The organism is Citrobacter sp. UYEF32 (assembly GCF_040546205.1).
GTDB classification, from domain to species: Bacteria; Pseudomonadota; Gammaproteobacteria; order Enterobacterales; family Enterobacteriaceae; genus Phytobacter; species Phytobacter diazotrophicus.
The window spans coordinates 134,678-155,163 of the sequence record NZ_JBEPNI010000002.1; the positions used below are offsets into that span (position 1 = coordinate 134,678).

Annotated in this window: 23 protein-coding genes and 2 pseudogenes; 18 read left to right on the top strand and 7 right to left on the bottom strand. The window is 50.4% G+C overall.

Annotated elements, in window-relative coordinates:
* Positions 1-42 precede the first annotated feature (42 nt).
* The gene (locus ABIB59_RS04885; RefSeq protein WP_039078488.1) at positions 43-585 is read left to right on the top strand and encodes a TetR/AcrR family transcriptional regulator; all 543 of its coding nucleotides are present in this window, start codon (positions 43-45) and stop codon (positions 583-585) included.
* A 163-nt stretch (positions 586-748) separates the two neighbouring features.
* Here the strand turns inward: ABIB59_RS04885 and ABIB59_RS04890 are convergent, their stop codons facing one another.
* The 5 genes from ABIB59_RS04890 to ABIB59_RS04910 form a co-directional block, all read right to left on the bottom strand.
* Entirely contained in the window at positions 749-1,498 is a 750-nt protein-coding gene (locus ABIB59_RS04890) for a UU032 domain-containing protein (RefSeq protein ID WP_354034245.1), read from the bottom strand.
* A 5-nt stretch (positions 1,499-1,503) separates the two neighbouring features.
* Positions 1,504-1,971 carry a Panacea domain-containing protein gene (locus tag ABIB59_RS04895; protein WP_354034247.1) on the bottom strand — a complete coding sequence of 156 codons (468 nt, stop codon included), beginning with the start codon at positions 1,969-1,971 and terminating at the stop codon, positions 1,504-1,506.
* 165 nt (positions 1,972-2,136) lie between these two features.
* On the bottom strand, positions 2,137-3,156 hold the full coding sequence (locus ABIB59_RS04900; protein ID WP_354034249.1) for a phage integrase: 1,020 nt from the start codon (positions 3,154-3,156) through the stop codon (positions 2,137-2,139).
* 132 nt (positions 3,157-3,288) lie between these two features.
* Complete coding sequence (locus ABIB59_RS04905) at positions 3,289-4,473, bottom strand: T6SS phospholipase effector Tle1-like catalytic domain-containing protein (RefSeq protein WP_354034251.1); 1,185 nt, start codon at positions 4,471-4,473, stop codon at positions 3,289-3,291.
* Between the two features lie 77 nt (positions 4,474-4,550).
* Positions 4,551-5,147, bottom strand: coding sequence for a phage repressor protein CI (locus ABIB59_RS04910; RefSeq protein WP_354034253.1), 597 nt, complete (start codon positions 5,145-5,147; stop codon positions 4,551-4,553).
* Between the two features lie 95 nt (positions 5,148-5,242).
* On the opposite strand from ABIB59_RS04910, the gene ABIB59_RS04915 reads away from it, so the two are divergent.
* The 7 genes and pseudogenes from ABIB59_RS04915 (at position 5,243) to ABIB59_RS04945 (ending at position 8,578) form a co-directional block, all read left to right on the top strand.
* Complete coding sequence (locus ABIB59_RS04915) at positions 5,243-5,464, top strand: MerR family transcriptional regulator (RefSeq protein ID WP_320910294.1); 222 nt, start codon at positions 5,243-5,245, stop codon at positions 5,462-5,464.
* A gap of 32 nt (positions 5,465-5,496) precedes the next feature.
* A pseudogene (locus ABIB59_RS04920) lies at positions 5,497-5,589 on the top strand (phage regulatory CII family protein); the annotation flags it as partial.
* Positions 5,568-5,795, top strand: a pseudogene (locus tag ABIB59_RS04925) (hypothetical protein); the annotation flags it as partial. The pseudogenes ABIB59_RS04920 and ABIB59_RS04925, both read left to right, overlap by 22 nt.
* Before the next feature lie 4 nt (positions 5,796-5,799).
* Entirely contained in the window at positions 5,800-6,279 is a 480-nt protein-coding gene (locus tag ABIB59_RS04930; RefSeq protein WP_354034255.1) for a phage tail protein, read from the top strand.
* Positions 6,279-7,421: a phage late control D family protein gene (locus tag ABIB59_RS04935; RefSeq protein WP_354034257.1), complete on the top strand. Its 1,143-nt coding sequence runs from the start codon at positions 6,279-6,281 to the stop codon at positions 7,419-7,421. Before ABIB59_RS04930 ends, ABIB59_RS04935 begins: the two co-directional genes overlap by 1 nt.
* 66 nt (positions 7,422-7,487) lie before the next feature.
* Positions 7,488-7,706 carry a DNA-binding transcriptional regulator gene (locus tag ABIB59_RS04940; protein ID WP_354034259.1) on the top strand — a complete coding sequence of 73 codons (219 nt, stop codon included), beginning with the start codon at positions 7,488-7,490 and terminating at the stop codon, positions 7,704-7,706.
* 236 nt (positions 7,707-7,942) lie between these two features.
* On the top strand, positions 7,943-8,578 hold the full coding sequence (locus ABIB59_RS04945) for an Ssp6 family T6SS pore-forming effector (RefSeq protein WP_108701748.1): 636 nt from the start codon (positions 7,943-7,945) through the stop codon (positions 8,576-8,578).
* A gap of 443 nt (positions 8,579-9,021) precedes the next feature.
* Here the strand turns inward: ABIB59_RS04945 and ABIB59_RS04950 are convergent, their stop codons facing one another.
* Positions 9,022-10,707 (bottom strand): aspartate:alanine antiporter, encoded by a 1,686-nt coding sequence (locus ABIB59_RS04950; protein WP_039078489.1) that lies wholly within the window; start codon positions 10,705-10,707, stop codon positions 9,022-9,024.
* 277 nt (positions 10,708-10,984) lie between these two features.
* Here ABIB59_RS04950 and ABIB59_RS04955 point away from each other — a divergent pair, with 277 nt between their 5' ends.
* Positions 10,985-11,353, top strand: a complete 369-nt coding sequence (locus ABIB59_RS04955; RefSeq protein WP_071196063.1) for an inner membrane protein YbjM — start codon at positions 10,985-10,987, stop codon at positions 11,351-11,353.
* Positions 11,354-11,381: 28 nt separating this feature from the next.
* Here ABIB59_RS04955 and ABIB59_RS04960 read toward each other — a convergent pair whose 3' ends face one another.
* A complete protein-coding gene (locus ABIB59_RS04960; RefSeq protein WP_354034262.1) occupies positions 11,382-11,645 on the bottom strand; it encodes a GrxA family glutaredoxin in 264 nt (87 codons plus the stop codon).
* A 172-nt stretch (positions 11,646-11,817) separates the two neighbouring features.
* Here ABIB59_RS04960 and nfsA point away from each other — a divergent pair, with 172 nt between their 5' ends.
* The 9 genes from nfsA (at position 11,818) to rlmC (ending at position 20,466) form a co-directional block, all read left to right on the top strand.
* Positions 11,818-12,540, top strand: coding sequence for an oxygen-insensitive NADPH nitroreductase (gene nfsA, locus ABIB59_RS04965; RefSeq protein ID WP_354034264.1), 723 nt, complete (start codon positions 11,818-11,820; stop codon positions 12,538-12,540).
* A gap of 198 nt (positions 12,541-12,738) precedes the next feature.
* Positions 12,739-13,641, top strand: coding sequence for a 30S ribosomal protein S6--L-glutamate ligase (rimK, locus tag ABIB59_RS04970; protein WP_039078493.1), 903 nt, complete (start codon positions 12,739-12,741; stop codon positions 13,639-13,641).
* 86 nt (positions 13,642-13,727) lie between these two features.
* Positions 13,728-14,207 carry a type III secretion system chaperone family protein gene (locus ABIB59_RS04975; RefSeq protein WP_039078494.1) on the top strand — a complete coding sequence of 160 codons (480 nt, stop codon included), beginning with the start codon at positions 13,728-13,730 and terminating at the stop codon, positions 14,205-14,207.
* A 346-nt stretch (positions 14,208-14,553) separates the two neighbouring features.
* Complete coding sequence (gene potF, locus ABIB59_RS04980; RefSeq protein WP_039078495.1) at positions 14,554-15,663, top strand: spermidine/putrescine ABC transporter substrate-binding protein PotF; 1,110 nt, start codon at positions 14,554-14,556, stop codon at positions 15,661-15,663.
* A gap of 139 nt (positions 15,664-15,802) precedes the next feature.
* Positions 15,803-16,936 carry a putrescine ABC transporter ATP-binding subunit PotG gene (potG, locus tag ABIB59_RS04985; RefSeq protein WP_039078496.1) on the top strand — a complete coding sequence of 378 codons (1,134 nt, stop codon included), beginning with the start codon at positions 15,803-15,805 and terminating at the stop codon, positions 16,934-16,936.
* 9 nt (positions 16,937-16,945) lie between these two features.
* On the top strand, positions 16,946-17,899 hold the full coding sequence (gene potH / locus ABIB59_RS04990) for a putrescine ABC transporter permease PotH (RefSeq protein WP_039078497.1): 954 nt from the start codon (positions 16,946-16,948) through the stop codon (positions 17,897-17,899).
* Complete coding sequence (potI, locus tag ABIB59_RS04995; protein WP_071196065.1) at positions 17,896-18,744, top strand: putrescine ABC transporter permease PotI; 849 nt, start codon at positions 17,896-17,898, stop codon at positions 18,742-18,744. Before potH ends, potI begins: the two co-directional genes overlap by 4 nt.
* Before the next feature lie 71 nt (positions 18,745-18,815).
* The gene (locus tag ABIB59_RS05000; RefSeq protein WP_039078499.1) at positions 18,816-19,289 is read left to right on the top strand and encodes a YbjO family protein; all 474 of its coding nucleotides are present in this window, start codon (positions 18,816-18,818) and stop codon (positions 19,287-19,289) included.
* 40 nt (positions 19,290-19,329) lie between these two features.
* Positions 19,330-20,466 carry a 23S rRNA (uracil(747)-C(5))-methyltransferase RlmC gene (gene rlmC, locus ABIB59_RS05005; RefSeq protein ID WP_354034267.1) on the top strand — a complete coding sequence of 379 codons (1,137 nt, stop codon included), beginning with the start codon at positions 19,330-19,332 and terminating at the stop codon, positions 20,464-20,466.
* Positions 20,467-20,486: the final 20 nt, after the last annotated feature.

Consider the following 20,486-nt stretch of genomic DNA (forward strand, 5'->3'; position numbering starts at 1 on the left):
GCAAGCATGTGTACATTTGTACACATCTGATTGCGAGGATTTATGAGCCGACGACCGAACGACCCGCAGCGGCGTGAACGCATCCTGGATGCCACGCTGGAGACCATTGCGCAGCACGGTATTCATGCCGTCACCCACCGAAAAATTGCCAGTTGTGCCGATGTGCCGCTCGGTTCTATGACCTACTATTTTACCGGCATTGATGCGCTGCTGGATGAAGCTTTTACCCGCTTTACGCAGCAAATGTCCGCGCAATATGCGGCCTTTTTTACTCAGGTTGATAGCGCCGCAACCGCCTGTGATGCCGTGACTGAGCTGATTTTCAGTGCTCAGGTGACGACACCGCACAATATGGAGCTGATGTATCAGCTTTATGCCCTGATGAGCAAAAAACCGATGCTGAAAAGCGTAATGCAAAACTGGATGCGCACCAGTCAGACCACGCTGGAGCGATGGTTCGATCCGGTAACCGCCCGTGCGCTGGATGCCTTTATCGAAGGGATGACGTTGCATTTTGTGGTGGACCGGGAACCGCTGAGCCGTGCGGATATTCGCGCGATGGTGGGCAGGATTGCGGGTGAGTGAGGGAAGGGGACAGTTTTAAGGCAACAAAAAACCCATTTATGTAAATGGGTCAGGAAAAACAATAACTTGTAGTATAATCAATAAGTTAGTTTGGTGATGAAAGGTGGCGATTACGGGGCATTGCCAACCGCTGCCGCCACTTTGTCGCCACTTTGCGGATGCCTTACTTTAATTGTTCCTTGAGAGCTGTTAGTCCCCAGGAGAAAATTTCCGTAGGGTCAGAGATCAAGCCATCGGCGATGAATTGTTGCGTTTCCGCCCAGTCCATATCGCTAACATAGTGTATAAGCGTATTAGTTTGTACTGGGATTTCTTCAAATTGCTCAATGCGTTGTTTGAAACTACATGCAGGGTCAGAGCAACGGCATGTACGTTTGATATCATCTACTCTGCTGAGCAATAGCGAATAAGGAGTTTCAAGCGGTGCACAATAGTCAACGCGATAGTTGTGAGACTGTGTCGGTTGAATATTGTGAAGCGGATCCAAAAGCACAATGTTAAATATCTGCTGCTCATCCCAAAAACCTACAACACGGCCTAATGACTTTGATACTTGAAATTGAAGTAATGGATATTCTTCGTTGTTACCGAGGTAATCTGCGTCGATCCAAGTTAAATCACGACGTTGGATTGGAATATTTGTTTGGTTCCAGTTGATAGGATGATAGCGCCAAGCATCTTTATCAGCACTATTAGTAATGAAACCTTTGACATCCCGCTGAGAAAGTTCTGACAATTTTTCCATTAAGGAAACAAACCAGTTGGCTTCTGTGCGGTCAAGGCCAAAATTATCGATTTGTTTCCAGTAACGGAAGGAAAACGCCCATTTTTTTTCAGGTGAAGAGGGCGTTTTGGGGGTTTGAACAACCGTCGGCTGGGTGGTTCCTAGGCTCGGACGCAAAGCTTTATTCATCGCGATTAGTTCAATCGGCTACGGTAATAGTCTCGGGTAATGTCGCGATCAATAATCTCTTCACAACGTTCAGATGGCCTGTAACCCTCTCGAGCCTTAATCCATGGTTCTTCTTTATGAGTCATATCTTCAAGCTGTGCACCAGTGAATGCACCATAGACTTCAAGAACGCTATCAATGTGGGCTGCGGCTGCGGCCGGAATCGATGAAAGGTCGAACCCTGGGGTGCAATCGGCAATAGTGATGTCCGAATACAGTGATTTTGAAGAAGAGAATCGGTTATAAATTGCACGGCTTACTGGGCCGTGAATCCAAGCCTGAAACCCCTCGTCTACTAACTTTTCGTCGAAAAAAGCCAGATACCAAGCATCCGCATAATACGCCAATTTTTGCAGCTTCAAATTAGACATGGTTTCGCCTGAAGCTGAGATTTTTGTGATAATGTAATCACATAGTTGGTTGATATTTATCATTATTTATCCCTCTCAACTTGGTGTCTAGGTAGCCAAATTTATAAATGAAATCGCCCGCTAAGAATCTTTGAATACCAAGTTAACTTATAGTGGCATACGCAGCTAAATAAATCGAGATTCAAACGTGCTAAAACGTGCTGGGTGTGGATAAGCAGTGATTTCAATTTATGTAGTTGCCATAGTAGCTAGCGGGTTAAAACGCAGTGCCGTTTCCAGGTGATCAGGTGCCAGGTGAGCATAGCGCATCGTCATTTTGATATCGTGATGGCCCAGAATTTTTTGCAGGGCAAGAATGTTTCCACCCGACATCATAAAGTGCGCTGCAAACGTGTGGCGCAGAACGTGGGTAAGCTGCCCGCGTGGAAGCACGATAGAGGTTTTATCCATCACGGATAAAAACTGAAAGTAGCAGTCAGTAAAGAATCTGAACTCATCCAAGGCTATAATTTCTTCGTATAGCTCCCTGCTGATGGGAATGCTGCGGTTTTTTTTGCCTTTGGTCCTGACGAAAGTGATTCGGTATTTTGTGACCTGGGAGCGCGTGAGGTTCACAGCTTCCCGCCAGCGTGCACCGGTGCTCAGGCAGATTTTAACGACCAGAGCGAGTAGGGCGCTTTGACGTTGGCAGTCGTAAAGAAGCTCTGTGATTTGTTCATGTGTCAGCCAGGCCATTTCCTTTTCGGCAATGGTGAATTTGCGCATGTTTTCCAGAGGGTTGGGGGCTGTCCATTCTCCAAGACGGGCCAGCTCACTAAAAACTCCGCTCAGGTAGCTTTGTTCAAGGTTGATAGTTACTGGGCTGGCTCCTTTCTTCCACTTCTCGCTAAAGTAGATTTCACCCGTCAGGCGTTTATCACGGTAATGTGCGAATAATTTCGAGCTGAGATCAGTAGCTAGAGGGTTTCCGAGTGCATCAACCATCAGGACCAGCTTGTCGTATACATGTTCGCCAGCGGTCAAAGATGTGCCGTGCAGCTTGAACCAGAGATCAACGATATCTTTTAGAGTTCGACGATCTACTGATTCACCCAACCAGGGCTTAGCCTCTGTCTCGTCCATCGTGTAGCGTTCAAACGCCAAAGCTTCGCCTTTGGTGGTGAACTGCTTACGTACACTGCGACCGCTACGCCCCGCAGGATAACATTCACAAATCCATTTTCCAGTGGTGAGTTTTCGTACTGCCATAAATAAGCCCTCATGTCTTAGGGTTAAATTTAACTGTATGTATGAACAGTAGTCAATGTGTGTTTCTGAAAATTAATACATATGATCAAATTATTCAGATAAACAAGCCATGAGTTGCATGTACATTCTGAACTAAGAATCAATAAAGCAATAATTTTGTGGAAGATTCTTTGGGTTATAATCTGAATGAATCATTCGAATTTGCACTGATCTATGTATCATTGCACCTTCAGGAATAACTCTTGATTCACCGAGCGGTAGGTACCACGGGAATGATGGTTTACAATTTTTGTCTTCTATTTTACTCGATGATTTGGGGAAGTATTCTAAAATCTTCCATCCAAAAGTTAATGAATTATGCATTTCAGCATTTGAGTCGGGGGCAACATATTTGAAGCTGCTACCTTTTCTTTCTTTACCATATACTATTTGATTGAAGTTTTGTCTGATGATGAGTAGGCCTATTGATTCTGCTTCCTTAAGCATCCATTCTAAAGGATATTTCGATAAGCTACTTTCGGATTCAGAATATCCGCCTCCAATATCGCCGTGAACACCAGCAAACCAGACCTGTTTAATGTCTTGGTTAATATCAGTCTCAGGTCTAAAAGGCTTCACTCTGAATTTTTGTGGTTCAGTCCATTTATGTAACTGAAACATACGTCGGCGTTCATCAATAGCTATTGCATGACGAAAGTGTTTAACTATAATATTTTTTTGCGTGTAAAGGAGTTTTTCAAAATTCAGCAATTGAAAGGATAATGTAGGTATAAGAACAGAAGAAACAGTATCCCATACTCCTAAGAATTCTATCTGAATTTGTTTACGTGCACCCGCAACTTTTGAAAAATACCATGCGTTCGATAGCGCTAATCTCGGTGGTGTATCTTCTGAGCCGGAGTCTCTACTTGCTCGTTTATATGCAGCAAGCGCATATTCAGAAAGATTTATTTGATCTTTCTTAAGAAGACCTACTACGTTTATTAATGCGGCGAGGACTCGAACTGTGTAAGCCCCTCGACTAAAACCAAAAAGCCATATTTTATCCCCTGAATTGTAATATGTACAAAGGAATATGTACGCATTCAAAACATCCTTGTCTAATCCATAACCAGTTGCAAGTTTAAACCAGCCACTTAATTTTTGCTTTACTAGATTCCATCTTAAATATTTGCCATTAGTCCCTATTCCAGGGTTGTAGTATACTTTCTGAGAAGCGTTTTTATTAATTATTTGATAAAGTTTAAGTATATTTGATAGCTCGGAATTAACTTCATTGCCTGTTCCATCACAGCATATAACTATATTTTTGGGCATTTTAATCCTCGTGGTATGGCTTGGTAAGACGCTTACTCTTAAATCGCAGAGAATAGTTTAAACGTCTTGGTTAAATTTTAGTTGGCAACTATCGTACTTCGAGCATGTGCAATAAATTCAATATCAGTGAGTGCGCAATCAAAATTATTATCAACAGTTGAAACATTAACCATGCTCTTTGGAAGTTTAGTAATTTTTCTGACTGAAAAGGATCCATCAATGCTAATTAACCAATGCCCGTCCAATATGTCGTTAAATTTTTGTTCACATATGTAAGTAATAGAGTTCTCGAGAACTACAATCGGTGATGAAAGACCAGCGGGAAGAAATGATGTGTCAAAAATATATGAACCATCTTCAACCATTTTTCCGGCGGTCAGGCGAAACTTCGCGAGTTCCTCGGTGGTTGCTATTTGAGAACTTAGCTTGGTACCTTGCCCGGTGGTTAACCAATTGAGTGAAGTGCCTGTTTCCAGGGCGCATTGAATTATCCAATCTGCGGGGAAGGTATCGCGCATATATCTGTTAGCCAGTGTACTTTTTGACACTTTTAAGTGATCAGCAAGGGCCTGCCGTGTTGTAAACCCATATGCCTCTACCAACCGCTCAATCGCAGCCTTGCCACCCTGATTGGGATTTATTTTGATCTCATTTGGGTACTTTAATGCTGACATGTCTCTTATGCGATCCTAGTATCAATTTTGTTCCCACTTGGGTGCTTGTCACGATTACTACCGGCTCACCACAAGCCAATAGGAAATGTTGCATCATGACCCCTAACATTTCAATCACTCTGAATACACCTCACGTCACAATTGAACGCTACAGCGAGCTAACAGGACTGCCTGTAGACACCATTAACGACATGCTCGCTGATGGTCGTTTGCCTCGCCACCGTCTGCGCAAAGACAAGAAACGCGAGAAAGTGATGATTAATATCGTCGCGCTGACTGTAGATGCGCTCTCAGATTGCAATATAGCCATTAACTAGTTCCATTCTGAGATATGGCGGAGCGTTTGACTATGTTTGACTATCGCATTTCTAAACATCCACATTTCAGTGAAGCCTGTCGGGCTTTCGCACTGCGTCACAATATGGCAAAGCTACCCGTGCGTATCCGGGGTATCAGTCGTATCAGCCCGTCACCGCCCCGGCGGGGCGCTCTTACGTCGACCAGAGCAAAAGTGAATACAACATCACGTTGCAGGGCGGCGGCGCGCCGGGGGGTAATATTTCCGGCCAGCTACGCGAGGAACTGGAGCGCCACGAACGTGAGAAGCGCGCCCGTGCGCGCGCCAGCATGATGCACGACGGAGAATAAAACGATGATGCTCGCACTTGGAATGTTTGTGTTTATGCGCCAGACGTTGCCCTATCAGACCCTGCAACGCGATACGGAATACCGCTGGCCCTCAAACGCCCGCATTGGTAAGCGGGATGCCTTTCAGTTTCTCGGCCCCGGTGACGAAAGTATCAGCCTTGCCGGGGTGCTTTACCCGGAACTGACCGGCGGAAAGCTGACCCTCACCACGCTGCGCCTGATGGCGGAAGAGGGGCGCGCCTGGCCGTTGCTGGACGGTAACGGCCTTATCTATGGCATGTATGTCATTAACAGCGTGAGCGACACGGGCAGCGTGTTTTTCAGTGACGGTACGCCCCGGAAAATCGACTTTACGTTAAAGCTGACCCGTGTTGATGAATCACTGGCCGCGCTGTATGGCGACATTGGAAAACAGGCCGAATCCCTTCTGGGGCAGGCGGGCGGTATGGCACAGAAATTCACGGCAATGGTGGGGATGGGCTGATGCTGACGATGCTGACCGGCAATGCGGGCGGCACGCGCACGCCTGCCTATATGCTGAAAATTGAGAGTAAGGATATTACCGGCAACATCAGCGACCGGCTGATGAGCATGACCCTCACCGATAACCGGGGCTTTGAGGCAGACCAGCTTGATATCGAGCTAAACGACGCCGACGGCCTGCTCGAACTGCCGTTACGGGGGGCGGTTCTGACGCTGTTTATCGGCTGGAAAGGCGAGGCGCTCACGGGTAAGGGCAGTTTTACCGTTGATGAGATTGAGCACCGGGGCGCGCCCGATGTGGTGACTGTCCGGGCACGTAGCGCGGATTTTCGCGGGTCACTTAATTCTCGGCGTGAAGAGTCCTGGCATGACACCACGCTCGGTAAACTGGTGGAAACCATCGCCGCGCGCAACAAACTGGAGGCCGGTGTTTCGCCGGAGCTGGCCGGAATAAAAATTCCGCACATCGACCAGTCGCAGGAATCCGACATTAAATTCCTGACGCGGCTGGCTGAACGTAACGGCGGCGAGGTGTCGGTAAAAATGGGGCGGCTGCTGTTTCTCAGGGCCGGTAAAGGCGTGACGGCCAGCGGCAAACCGATCCCGCAGGTCACTATCACCCGCAGTGAGGGCGACCGGCACCAGTTTACGATTGCTGACCGTGGGGCGTACACGGGCGTCACGGCAAAATGGCTGCATACCAAAGACCCGAAGCCGCAAAAGCAGAAGGTCAAACTCAAACGCAAGCCGAAGCCCGCGAAACCCGGTGATCCACAGCATCCGAAAGCGAAACCGAAAGAGCCGGAAGCGCGCCAGGGGGAATACATGAGCGGTGCCGCCGATAATGTTTTTGCGCTGACGACGGTCTTTGCCACCAAAGCCCAGGCGATGCGGGCGGCTCAGGCCAAATGGGACAAACTGCAACGCGGAGTGGCGGAATTTTCGGTGAGTCTGGCTTATGGTCGTGCCGACCTTTGCCCGGAAATGCCTGTGCGGGTGTCGGGCTTCAAGCGCGTTATTGATGAGCAGGCGTGGATCATTACGAAGGTGACACATTCACTGAACAACAGCGGCTATATCACGGGGCTGGAACTGGAAGTGAAGGTTTCGGATATTGAGTATGAAAATGCGAACTTTGAGTGATATTTATTCTCTATTTGAGAACTTTATTGTATGATTTGTTCATAAATAGAGAATGATGAGGTGGTCATGTTTCATTGCCCGAAGTGTCAGCATGCAGCACATGCACGAACCAGTCGCTACCTAAGTGAAAACACAAAAGAGCGTTACCATCAGTGCACGAATATCAATTGCAGTTGCACCTTTGTGACGATGGAATCTGTACAGCGTTTTATTGTGACTCCAGCCAAAATAGATTTTGCGCCACCGCATCCAGGCCCCTCCGGGCAACAGCAAATCTGGCTTTAGCCTTGACCCCGCAATTGCGGGGTTTTTTTGTGCTGCAAATATGCCGACATCTGGCTTAAGCCTTAATGTAATTTATTAATTATAAAAAAATTTAGGCAACGAAAAATAGGATATCAAGAGTTGGTGCGGCCTGTAGGGTAATGTCCTGATGTGGAGAATCTGAAAAATGCTAACTGGAAAATCAATAGTCGGTTGATTATTCTTTGCACTGCAAATCGTTAACTCAAAGGGATTGTATGGATATTTCGCAGATAGCTAATGGTATTGCCGATAGTTTGTCCAGCTTGCCGAGGGGCTTTGGTCTGGGGGTGGTCAGAACATGGGAAGGCGCAGGAATTGTCAACCGTGGGGATAAATACCGCAACGAGGAAGAGAACGAACGGTTTTTCAGAATGATAAAGGGAATGGGTAATCCTGAAACGCCATTAAGGCGGCTTATCACTATAATTATTAATGATTTTTATCAAAAGCTGGGAGCAAAGGGAAAAGAGGCTATTAATAATAAGCTGCTTTATGGTGGTGGTGCCGTAGCGGGAAAAGTTGGGGGGCAGATAGCAGTTGCCCAAACGGCAGCAGCTATCATCATTCGTAAGGTTGTGATCGAAAAGGCATACCAGCATTTTATCAGGTTCGCATCCTCTGCCAGTCTTAACCTTATTATGATTCAGGGCTTGATTGAGGAAGCGGCCAGAGCATCACGCAGAATGAGGGATGAGTACCCTACTGTTTATATGGCTGTTCAGCGTGAAGACCTTGATATGATTTATTTTTTAGTTGAGAAAGAGATGGAGCCATACCTGATGTTTATTAAAGGTCATCCTTTCACTTGCAAAGGAGTAGAGGATGAACTCTGTAAAATCATTTCTGGTTAAAATGACTTCACATGCACTTGAGGGAACCATTACGTTTCTGTCAGTGCTTTTTGCTATGGGTTCACTTTACTGGTTTGAGAGCGGATGGCTTAAGTTTGCAGGAATGGTGGGTTCGTTGATCGCCGGGTATGTGATTACATATTGGGTCGCCCGGATGAGAGATTAGCTTTCATCATATCCAGAGTCGCGGTGTATCTTCTGTTGTCCTCCAAAAAATAAATGTGCCGCCATTTTGCCGCCATATAGCTTTAAACCTGCCAATAAGACGATGTTTTTAAATGGTTATTTTTACAGGCAACAAAAAACCCATCAACCTTGAACCGAAATGGCGGGGTTGATGGGCTCCACAAATTGGGGACATCAAAGAAAAGCAGTGGCACTAGTTATGACTAATGCTGAGAAAAAAAGTTCTCCAGGTGTTAATTATTTTTTTAAGTTAGGAGTTATCCTAAGCCCGGCCAGACAATGATTATCAGCGTCCCCGCCAGCGTAAGCAGTACGTTCGCTATCGCATAGGTGCCCGCGTAACCCAATGCCGGAATGTTACTGCGCGCGGTATCGCTGATAATCTCCATCGCTGGCGCACAGGTACGTGCCCCCATCAGCGCGCCAAACAGCAGTGCGCGGTTCATTTTCAGCACCCAGGCACCGAACAGGAAACAGATCATCACAGGCACCAGGCTGACAATCAGGCCCGCGATCAGCATCTGTCCGCCCACTTCACCCAGGCTGTTACCAATGCCGCTACCGGCGCTTAAGCCGACACCTGCCATAAAGACCATCAGACCAAACTCTTTCACCATATTCAGCGCACCCTGAGGGATGTAGCCAAAAGTCGGGTGGTTGGCGCGCAGAAAGCCGAGCATGATCCCGGCAAACAGCAGGCCCGCCGCGTTGCCAATACCAAAGCTGAAGGTGCTGAACTGAAAAGTGATCATGCCGATCATCAGGCCAACAATAAAGAAAGCGCAGAAGGCGAGCAGGTCCGTGACCTGACTATGAATAGAGATAAAGCCGATGCGGTCAGCGATGGCTTTCACACGACGGGCATCACCACTCACCTGCAAGACATCCCCTTTATTGAGCAGGATGTTGTCGTCAATTGGCATCTCAATCTGGCTGCGGATAACGCGGTTGAGGAAACAGCCATGGTCGGTCAGCTTAATCTGAGCCAGACGGCGCCCCACCACATTGTGGTTTTTCACCACCACCTCTTCGGTGACAATGCGCATGTCGAGCAGGTCGCGGTCGAACACCTCTTTTCCGTTACGGAAACTGGGGTCGAGACGCGCATGCGCATCCGGATAACCAACCAGCGCGATTTCGTCGCCCATTTGCAGTACCGCATCGCCGTCCGGGTTCGCGAGAATACCGTTACGACGAATACGCTCGATATAACAGCCCGTCTGGCGATAAATACCCAGCTCACGCAGATTTTTGCCGTCCGCCCAGGCCACCAGCTCCGGGCCGACGCGATAGGCGCGAATGACCGGCAGATAGACCTTCCGGTTGGTGTCGGTATCCAGCCCACGCTCACGGGCGATCTGTTGGGCGCTGGTCTGCAGATCCTGATGCTGCAACTTCGGCATATAGCGAGCGCCGACAATCAAACTGACCAGGCCAATAAGGTAGGTCAGGGCGTAGCCGAGGCTTAAGTGATCGAGTGCTTGTGAAAGCTGGGTACTATCCATACCCGAATGACGTAGCGTATCACCGGCACCCACCAGTACAGGCGTGGACGTCATTGCGCCTGCCAACATCCCCGCTGTCAGACCAATATCCCAGCCGAACAATTTGCCGAGCCCAAGGGCAATCAACAATGCGCTGCCGACTAATACCAACGCCAGCATCAGGTAATTTTTGCCATCGCGGAAAAAAATAGAAAAAAAGTTTGGCCCAGCTTCCACTCCTACGCAAAAAATAAACAGCATAAAACCTAAATTGAGGGCATCAGTGTTTATGCTGAAATGTTGCTGACCTAATAATAAGGAAACCACTAAAACGCCAATGGAATTACCGAGTTGTACAGAACCCAGGCGTAATTTCCCCAGACAGAGTCCGAGCGCCAGAACAACAAATAATAACAGTATGTAATTCCCGTTTAACAAATCTGCGACGTTTATATTCACGGAGGCTAACTTCTTGTTTACTTGTAAGCTATTGAAAGAATGGGTTATTTGGGCTACTGTTTTGCGAAGAATCTGAGTTAGAAAAACGCACTAGTGCGTCTTTATTCCCGGCAACACAATAACTGGCCGCTAGTTTAATCGTATTGAATTGCAACGGCTAGTAAGAATCATCTATTCGCGCGGGGGTTTTTCGGCAGGGAGTGCCATAACGCTTTATCTGACCGTTCGTTCATTGCAACGGATGAAGAGTTTGATAGAGAAAAGTCAGGAGGATTGTTTGAAACATAAACGCGGACTTGCAGGCATCATTTGTTGTTTTTTACTTTTCATTGTCGTCTGTTTTTTAGAAGTGACGAATATGAAAGGTGCCTTTCGTGCGTCCGGGCATCCTGAACTGGGGTTGCTATTTTTTACGTTACCGGGCGCTGTTGCCAGTATTTTTTCACGTCGCCGTAAAGTGATGTTGCCACTGTTTGGCGCGATCCTCGCCGCACCGCTCTGCTTTGTCGTCATGCGTCTGTTTTTTACCCCGGTACGTTCTGTGTGGCAGGAGCTGGCGTGGCTGTTTAGTGCGGTATTCTGGTGTGCGCTGGGCGCGCTCTGTTATCTGTTTATCAGCAGTTTCTTTGGCAACGGGACGCGTTAAGGCCAGCGTCGCCCCGGTTGTTGCCTGTTTACTTTATTCTAGCGAACTGTTTACGAACGAACTTATCGAACTCGGTAAAGCTGCCAATGTGTTTTTGATCGACAAAAATTTGCGGCACCGTTTCGATGGGTTTGCCTGCGGCTTGTTCCAGTGCCGCGCGAGTAACGCCGTCCGCATGGATATCAACATAGCGCCACTCAAAATTATCCTGTGTTTTGCTGACTTTTTCAGCCAACTCTTTTACGCGTGCGCACTGCGGACAACCTGCGCGACCAAATATCACTGTGTACATGAATCCTCCTTAAACCAGACGGTAAGCAGGGATATAATGCGGCTTTTGCGCCCACGCATAAAACAGGTTGTGCCTGTTATGTTAATTTCCGCAACCTTTCAACACATTTTGACGAGCATTTCCGGCCTGAGTGTTCGCTATAATGGGGGGTTTGTTTCCAGGGAAAACGACCATGACTCCAGTTATCGATCTGCTCCGCGCCCACCGCTCTATCCGCCATTTCACCCAGGAACCCATTACCGCAGCGCAGCGTAAAGCGATTATCGCCGGTGCCCAGGCCGCCTCCAGTTCCAGCTTCTTACAGTGCAGCTCAATTATTCGCGTGACCGACCTGGCGTTACGCCAACAACTGGTTACGCTAACCGGCGGTCAACAACATGTGGCTGAAGCCGCTGAATTTTGGGTGTTTTGCGCCGATTTTAATCGCCATCTGCAAATTTGCCCGCAGGCGCAACTGGGGCTGGCGGAACAACTGCTTCTCGGTGTCGTCGATACGGCCATGATGGCGCAAAATGCCATGACGGCTGCGGAATCACTCGGCCTTGGCGGTGTGTATATCGGTGGGATCCGTAACAGCATTGAGGCGGTGACTGAATTGCTTCATCTGCCTCAGCATGTTTTGCCACTCTTTGGGCTCTGTCTGGGCTGGCCTGCCGACGATCCGCAGGTGAAGCCGCGTTTACCCGCTGCGCTGGTGGTGCATGAAAACAGCTATCAGCCTGTCGATGCGGACATCCTTGCACAATATGATGCGCAAATTGCCGCGTATTATACGTCGCGAGGCAGCAATACCCGTCAGGATACCTGGAGCGATCATATCCGGCGCACCATTATTAAAGAGAACCGCCCGTTCATCCTCGACTATTTGCATAAACAAGGGTGGGCAGTGCGCTAATTCCCGTTCATCCTGTGTCTCGCTGCGTGTATGATACGCAGGCTTTCTACTCGTCATGCTTCTCGTTGCCAGTGCGTTTGCTATATCACTGGGCGCCCTGGTCATAGCGTTATCTCTGCTGCCGGGGCTAACTGACTTGCCGCCTTCCGGCAACGTGAAAAAGGTAGAGTATTGCCAGTCTATTCAGAGAGGTGCAGGGTGAAAATCGCCATATTGTCCCGGGACGGAACGCTCTATTCATGCAAACGCCTGCGCGAAGCTGCCATTGCGCGCGGGCATCTGGTCGAAATTCTCGATCCGCTGTCGTGTTATATGAACATCGACCCCGCGGCGTCTTCGGTCCATTACAAAGGCCGTCAACTTCCCCATTTTGATGCGGTGATCCCGCGAATTGGTTCCGCGATTACCTTTTACGGTACCGCCGCGCTGCGCCAGTTTGAAATGCTGGGCAGCTATCCGCTCAATGAGTCGGTGGCGATTACGCGCGCGCGTGACAAATTGCGTTCTCTGCAACTCCTGGCCCGCCAGGGGATTGATCTGCCGGTGACGGGGATCGCCCATTCACCGGATGACACCAGTGATCTGATTGCCATGGTCGGCGGCGCGCCGCTGGTGGTAAAACTGGTGGAAGGGACACAGGGGATCGGCGTGGTCCTTGCCGAAACACGGCAGGCGGCAGAAAGTGTGATTGACGCTTTTCGCGGCCTGAACGCCCATATTCTGGTTCAGGAATACATTGAGGAAGCGAAGGGACGGGATGTTCGTTGCCTGGTGGTGGGCAACGAGGTTGTCGCGGCGATTGAGCGGCAGGCGAAAGAGGGCGATTTTCGCTCCAACCTGCATCGTGGCGGCGTGGCCAGCGTGGCGACAATCACCCCGCGTGAGCGGGAGATGGCGATTAAAGCCGCACAGACACTCGGTCTGGATGTCGCCGGGGTGGATATCCTTCGTGCCAACCGGGGGCCGCTGGTGATGGAGGTGAATGCGTCGCCTGGGCTTGAAGGTATTGAGAAGACCACAGGGGTGGATATCGCGGGTAAAATGATTGCCTGGATTGAGCGCCATGCCACGCCCGGCTATTGCCTCAAAACCGGCGGGTAGTCGATTTTCCGCGCTACATAATGGTATGCGGCCTGCTTTTTGCGTAAGCTATGGCTCCCATTTTTTCGTCAGAGGTTGTTTTGCGCATGAATTCACTCGTCGCACCTGGTCTGGACACGCTTCGTCAATGGCTTGATGAACTGGGTATCAGTTTCTTCGAATGCGATACCTGCCAGGCGTTACACCTGCCGCATATGCAGAATTTCGACGGGGTATTTGACGCCAAAATCGATCTGATTAACGACGTTGTCCTGTTTACGGCGATGGCGGAAGTGAAGCCTTCCGCCTTGCTGGCACTGGCCGCCGATCTTTCCGCCATTAATGCCAGTTCTTTGACGGTGAAAGCATTTCTTGATATTCAGGATGATAACCTGCCTAAGCTGGTCGTTTGCCAGACATTATCCTCAGGCGCCGGGGTGACGCTCGAACAATTTGCATGGTTCATGCGCCAGAGCGAAGAGCAAATTTCAATGGTGATCCTTGAAGCCCGCGCCCATCAGATGCTGTTTGTTCCCGAAGAAGAAGAGCTCAAAGCTGGCGAAGACGCACACAATTTTCTTCACTAAACCTGCCTGACATTAGCGCAGTCGCTGCCAGAGCGGCTGCATAATGAATGTTTTAATTCTGCTTTTAACCTTCTTTTAAAGAATTATTCACCGCTATTCCCGCCGTTTCGGCTTATCACATAGACAGAATCTGCATAAAAAATTGATAAAAGGCGTTTTTTAATCTGCCCTATAGCCTCTAACCCTGGCTACAGTTATTCTTGCGGTGCTTTGAAAGCATGCGGCGTCGGCCGAAAGAATTTTCCTCTTCGACCAGTGCAGACTGACAAAATATGCATGAATTTTGCATATCTTAAATGCGTACACTTAGTTCGTATGGTAACGGACTTTCCAGAAGGAATGAGATATGACCGCTTTGAGTAAAAAATGGTTATCAGGTCTTGTTGCGGGTGCATTAATGGCTGTCTCTGCCAGCACACTCGCCGCAGAGCAAAAGACGCTGCATGTGTATAACTGGTCTGACTATATTGCGCCGGATACGGTCGCAAACTTTGAAAAAGAGACCGGGATTAAAGTTGTTTACGACGTGTTCGATTCCAACGAAGTGCTGGAAGGCAAATTGATGGCGGGCAGCACCGGTTTCGACCTGGTGGTGCCTTCTGCAAGTTTCCTTGAGCGCCAGTTAACCGCCGGTGTGTTCCAGCCGCTCGATAAGAGCAAGCTGCCGAACTGGAAGAACATGGACCCGGATGTGCTGAAAATGGTTGCTCAGCATGACCCGGACAACAAATACGCGGTGCCGTACCTGTGGGCCACCACCGGCATTGGCTATAACGTTGATAAAGTCAAAGCGGTATTGGGCGATGTGCCGGTCAACAGTTGGGATCTGGTGCTGAAACCGGAAAACCTCGAAAAACTGAAAAGCTGCGGCGTCTCCTTCTTGGATGCGCCAGAAGAGATTTTCGCGACCGTGCTGAACTACCTGGGTAAAGATCCGAACAGCACCAAAGCGGACGATTACTCCGGCCCGGCAACCGATCTGCTGCTGAAACTGCGTCCGAACATTCGCTACTTCCACTCCTCTCAGTACATTAACGATCTGGCAAATGGTGACATCTGCGTAGCCATCGGCTGGGCGGGCGACGTGTGGCAGGCGGCTAACCGTGCTAAAGAAGCGAAGAACGGCGTGCATGTTAACTACATCATTCCGAAAGAGGGCGCCCTGGCGTTCTTCGATGTCTTCGCCATGCCTGTTGATGCGAAAAACAAAGACGAAGCGTATCAGTTCCTGAATTACCTGATGCGTCCTGACGTTATCGCGCACATCAGTGACCACGTCTTCTATGCTAACGGTAACAAAGAGTCCAAACCGTTGATCAGCGCAGAAGTACGTGACAACCCGGCAATTTATCCGCCGGCGGATGTTTTCGCGAAACTGTATACGCTTAAAGTGCAGGATCCGAAAATTGACCGCGTAAGAACCCGCGCGTGGACAAAAGTAAAAAGCGGCAAATAATCAATCACCTGAACAGTGATTGCGTTGCACCAGGGCGGTGCAATTGCCCTAAACCTGGACAGAGGTCATCGGCCTCTGTCCGGTCATTTGTAGACAACTAGCTGGTACTGGTTGAGTTTTTTTGCCGGAGAGCACTTGAGTGAATGACGCTATCCCCCGCCCACAGGCGAAAACCCGTAAGGATTTAACGCCTCTGCTTGAAATCCGCAATCTGACCAAATCGTTTGACGGCCAGCACGCCGTTGATGACGTCAGTCTGACCATTTATAAAGGCGAAATCTTCGCGCTGCTGGGTGCATCTGGTTGCGGCAAATCAACGCTGCTGCGAATGCTGGCAGGCTTTGAACAGCCAACGACCGGGCAAATTATGCTCGATGGTGTCGATCTGGCGCATGTGCCGCCTTATCTGCGTCCTATCAATATGATGTTTCAGTCCTATGCCTTGTTCCCGCATATGACCGTTGAACAGAACATCGCGTTTGGCCTCAAGCAGGACAGGCTGCCCAAAGCGGAAATCGCCAGCCGTGTTGCGGAGATGCTGAGTCTTGTGCACATGCAGGAGTTCGCGAAGCGTAAACCGCATCAGCTTTCTGGCGGTCAGCGTCAGCGTGTCGCATTGGCCCGTAGTCTGGCAAAACGCCCGAAACTCCTGCTGCTTGATGAGCCGATGGGTGCGCTGGATAAGAAACTGCGTGACCGTATGCAACTGGAAGTGGTGGACATTCTGGAGCGCGTTGGCGTGACCTGCGTTATGGTCACCCACGATCAGGAAGAAGCCATGACCATGGCCGGACGTATCGCCATTATGAACCGCGGTAAGTTTGTGCAAATTGGCGAACCTGAAGAGATTTATGAACACCCGACCACCCGCTACAGCGCCGAATTTATCGGCTCGGTTAACGTGTTCGAAGGCCTGCTTAAAGCGCGTGAGGACGACGGTCTGGTGATTGATTCGCCGGGGCTTGTTCATCCGCTGAAAGTGGACCCGGATGCCTCAGTTGTGGATAACGTGCCGGTCTATGTTGCGCTGCGCCCGGAGAAAATCATGCTCTGCGAAGAGCCGCCTGCTGACGGTTATAACTTCGCGGTGGGTGAGGTGGTGCATATTGCCTACCTTGGCGATCTGTCGATTTACCACGTTCGTCTGCAAAGCGGGCAAATGATCAGTGCGCAGTTGCAGAACGAGCACCGCTATCGTAAAGGTACCCCGACATGGGGCGACGAAGTTCGCCTGTGCTGGGATGCCGACAGTTGTGTGGTTCTGACGGTTTAAGGAGCGGTGATGAGTACACTTGAACCACCGACCCGCGTCGAAAAACCGGGCGGTTTTAACCTGTGGTTGGCGCGTTTTCAGATGAAGCACGGGCGCAAGTTCGTTATTGCGCTGCCCTATATCTGGTTGATCTTACTGTTTTTACTGCCGTTCCTGATTGTCTTCAAAATCAGTCTGGCAGAGATGGCGCGCGCGATCCCGCCCTATACGGATCTGGTGGAGTGGGCCGATAATCAGCTCACCATTTCGCTCAACATCAATAACTTCCTGCAACTGACCGACGATCCGCTCTATTTTGAAGCGTATCTCCAGTCATTACAGGTCGCGGCGGTGTCGACGATCTGCTGTCTGGTTCTGGGGTATCCGCTGGCCTGGGCCGTTGCGCACAGTAAGCCATCAACGCGTAATATTCTGCTGCTGCTGGTTATTTTGCCTTCATGGACCTCTTTCCTGATTCGCGTCTATGCCTGGATGGGGATTCTGAAAAGTAACGGCGTGCTGAATAATTTCCTGATGTGGCTGGGGATTATCGATCAGCCGCTGACGATTCTGCACACAAACCTGGCGGTGTATATCGGTATCGTTTATGCCTATTTGCCGTTTATGGTGCTGCCTATCTACACCGCGCTGACGCGTATTGACTACTCGCTGGTTGAAGCGTCGCTGGATCTGGGCGCGCGCCCGCTGAAAACCTTCTTTAGCGTGATCGTGCCGTTGACCAAAGGGGGTATTATCGCAGGCTCCATGCTGGTGTTTATCCCGGCGGTGGGTGAGTTCGTGATCCCGGAACTGCTCGGTGGCCCGGACAGCATCATGATTGGTCGCGTCCTGTGGCAGGAGTTCTTTAATAACCGCGACTGGCCGGTGGCCTCGGCGGTGGCGATTATTATGCTGCTGCTGCTGATCGTGCCAATCATGTGGTTCCATAAACATCAGCAGAAACAGATGGGAGACAACGCATGAATAACTTGCCGGTAGTGCGTTCCCCGTGGCGTATTTTGATTCTGGTGCTGGGGTTCACGTTCCTCTATGCGCCGATGCTGATGCTGGTCATCTATTCCTTCAACAGCTCCAAGCTGGTGACGGTGTGGGCCGGCTGGTCAACGCGCTGGTATAGCGAGTTGTTCCATGATGACGCCATGATGAGCGCGGTGGGACTGAGTCTGACCATTGCCGCCTGCGCCGCGACGATGGCGGCGATCCTCGGTACGATTGCGGCAGTGGTGATGGTGCGCTTTGGCCGTTTCCGTGGCGCCAACGGTTTTGCGTTTATGATTACCGCGCCGTTGGTGATGCCGGATGTGATCACCGGGCTGTCGCTGTTGCTGCTGTTTGTTGCCCTTGGTCATGCGATTGGCTGGCCGTCGGATCGCGGCATGCTCACCATCTGGCTGGCGCATGTGACCTTTTGTACGGCTTATGTCGCGGTGGTTATCTCCTCACGTCTGCGTGAACTCGACAGGTCAATTGAGGAGGCGGCGATGGATCTTGGCGCGACGCCGCTGAAAGTGTTCTTTGTTATTACGCTACCGATGATCATGCCAGCGATTATCTCTGGCTGGCTGCTGGCGTTTACCCTCTCTCTTGACGATCTGGTTATCGCCAGCTTCGTTTCCGGCCCGGGGGCGACAACGCTGCCGATGCTGGTCTTCTCGAGCGTACGTATGGGGGTGAACCCGGAGATCAACGCCCTGGCGAGCCTGATACTGGGTGTCGTGGGGATTGTTGGTTTAATCGCCTGGTATCTGATGGCGCGCGCGGAAAAGCAGCGAGTGCGCGATATCCAGCGTGCAAGACGGGGACAATGATTCTAGAATCTTAAACGTTGTGTCACGGATGCCGCGCTTGTCGCGGCATTTTTCACAGGGAATATTGCACATTGGGATTCTTTACTAAAGCGCATCAGTCTCACGCCCGTCCGAATGTACCCGCACTGGTACAAGTGGCGGCTATCGCCATTATTCTTATCCGCTGTGTGGATGTCTTCATGCTCTGCAATGTGCTGGGCATACGGGGAATGATCGACTTCGTGGTACGCAGCGCGCAAACCTGGAGCCTGACGCTGATTTTCTTCGGCAGCCTGGTGCTGGTCTTTGTTGAAATCCTCTGTGCTTTTTCCGTGGTGAAGGGGCGAAACTGGGCGCGCTGGCTGTATCTGTTGACGCAAATTATTGCCACCGGTTATCTGTGGGCGGCATCGCTGGGGTATGGATATCCTGAGCTGTTCAGTATTGCCGGCGAATCAAAACGTGAGATTTTCCGTACGCTAATGATGCAGAAAATGCCCGACCTGCTGGTACTCTTCCTGTTGTTTGTCCCTTCTCCCAGCCGACGCTTTTTCCGTCTGCAATAACGGGGTACAATCGCCGCCCCGCAATTAAGAAGGTTTTATTATGCAGTGCGCACTCTTTGACGCCTGGCGCTGTCACTCCTGTCAGTGGATTAAACAACCGACTGGCGACCAACTCTGTGCAAAAATGACCGATCTCCGCACCTTGCTGGCGGATTTGCCGGTGACAGAATGGTGCGCGCCGGTTAGCGGCCCGGAACAGGGGTTTCGTAATAAAGCCAAGATGGTGGTGAGCGGCAGCGTGGAGAAACCGCTGCTCGGCATGTTGCATCGCGACGGTACCCCCGAAGATTTGACCGATTGCCCGCTTTATCCCGCCTCGTTTCAGGCGGTTTTCGCCGTCCTTAAACCTTTTATCGCCCGTGCGGGCTTAACGCCCTACAACGTGGCGCGTAAACGCGGTGAGCTGAAATACCTGCTATTAACCGAAAGCCAGCACACGGGCGGCATGATGCTGCGTTTTGTGCTGCGTTCACAGACCAAGCTTGAGCAGCTTCGTGCCGCGCTGCCGTGGTTACAGGCGCAATTGCCGCAGCTTCGCGTCATTTCAGTCAATATCCAGCCGGTGCACATGGCAATTATGGAAGGGGAGACGGAAATCTTCCTGACTGAGCAGCAGGCGTTGGCGGAAAATTTCAACGGCGTGCCGTTGTGGATCCGCCCGCAGAGTTTCTTTCAAACCAATCCGGTTGTCGCCAGTGCGCTGTACGCTACGGCGCGTGAGTGGGTTAGGGCGCTGCCGGTACGCCATATGTGGGATCTGTTTTGCGGTGTCGGCGGTTTTGGTCTGCATTGTGCAACCCCGGAGATGACGCTCACCGGTATCGAAATCGCCCCGGAGGCGATTGCCTGCGCGAAGCAGTCCGCGGCTGAGCTGGGGCTGACCGATTTGCACTTTCAGGCGCTGGACTCCACCCGGTTCGCGACCGCCCAGACGGATGCGCCACAACTGGTGCTGGTAAACCCGCCGCGTCGTGGAATTGGCCAGGCGCTTTGCGATTATCTGAGCCGGATGGCGCCGCCGTATATCGTCTATTCAAGCTGTAATGCCCGCACGATGGCGGCAGACTTACACGCGCTGGAGGGCTATCGCTTGGAGCGTGTACAACTGTTTGATATGTTCCCCCACACGGCGCATTACGAAGTGCTGACACTGCTGGTGAAATGTTCTACGGTTTAAGGCATTCGCTCATCAGGGAC

What these genes read in the sequence shown, in the direction of transcription:
- ABIB59_RS04885 (WP_039078488.1), top strand. Translation starts at nt 43, where the DNA reads ATGAGCCGACGACCGAACGACCCGCAGCGGCGTGAACGCATCCTGGAT.
- ABIB59_RS04890 (WP_354034245.1), bottom strand. Translation starts at nt 1,498, where the DNA reads ATGAATAAAGCTTTGCGTCCGAGCCTAGGAACCACCCAGCCGACGGTT.
- ABIB59_RS04895 (WP_354034247.1), bottom strand. Translation starts at nt 1,971, where the DNA reads ATGATAAATATCAACCAACTATGTGATTACATTATCACAAAAATCTCA.
- ABIB59_RS04900 (WP_354034249.1), bottom strand. Translation starts at nt 3,156, where the DNA reads ATGGCAGTACGAAAACTCACCACTGGAAAATGGATTTGTGAATGTTAT.
- ABIB59_RS04905 (WP_354034251.1), bottom strand. Translation starts at nt 4,473, where the DNA reads ATGCCCAAAAATATAGTTATATGCTGTGATGGAACAGGCAATGAAGTT.
- ABIB59_RS04910 (WP_354034253.1), bottom strand. Translation starts at nt 5,147, where the DNA reads ATGTCAGCATTAAAGTACCCAAATGAGATCAAAATAAATCCCAATCAG.
- ABIB59_RS04915 (WP_320910294.1), top strand. Translation starts at nt 5,243, where the DNA reads ATGACCCCTAACATTTCAATCACTCTGAATACACCTCACGTCACAATT.
- ABIB59_RS04930 (WP_354034255.1), top strand. Translation starts at nt 5,800, where the DNA reads ATGATGCTCGCACTTGGAATGTTTGTGTTTATGCGCCAGACGTTGCCC.
- ABIB59_RS04935 (WP_354034257.1), top strand. Translation starts at nt 6,279, where the DNA reads ATGCTGACGATGCTGACCGGCAATGCGGGCGGCACGCGCACGCCTGCC.
- ABIB59_RS04940 (WP_354034259.1), top strand. Translation starts at nt 7,488, where the DNA reads ATGTTTCATTGCCCGAAGTGTCAGCATGCAGCACATGCACGAACCAGT.
- ABIB59_RS04945 (WP_108701748.1), top strand. Translation starts at nt 7,943, where the DNA reads ATGGATATTTCGCAGATAGCTAATGGTATTGCCGATAGTTTGTCCAGC.
- ABIB59_RS04960 (WP_354034262.1), bottom strand. Translation starts at nt 11,645, where the DNA reads ATGTACACAGTGATATTTGGTCGCGCAGGTTGTCCGCAGTGCGCACGC.
- nfsA (WP_354034264.1), top strand. Translation starts at nt 11,818, where the DNA reads ATGACTCCAGTTATCGATCTGCTCCGCGCCCACCGCTCTATCCGCCAT.
- ABIB59_RS04975 (WP_039078494.1), top strand. Translation starts at nt 13,728, where the DNA reads ATGAATTCACTCGTCGCACCTGGTCTGGACACGCTTCGTCAATGGCTT.
- potF (WP_039078495.1), top strand. Translation starts at nt 14,554, where the DNA reads ATGACCGCTTTGAGTAAAAAATGGTTATCAGGTCTTGTTGCGGGTGCA.
- potH (WP_039078497.1), top strand. Translation starts at nt 16,946, where the DNA reads ATGAGTACACTTGAACCACCGACCCGCGTCGAAAAACCGGGCGGTTTT.
- potI (WP_071196065.1), top strand. Translation starts at nt 17,896, where the DNA reads ATGAATAACTTGCCGGTAGTGCGTTCCCCGTGGCGTATTTTGATTCTG.
- rlmC (WP_354034267.1), top strand. Translation starts at nt 19,330, where the DNA reads ATGCAGTGCGCACTCTTTGACGCCTGGCGCTGTCACTCCTGTCAGTGG.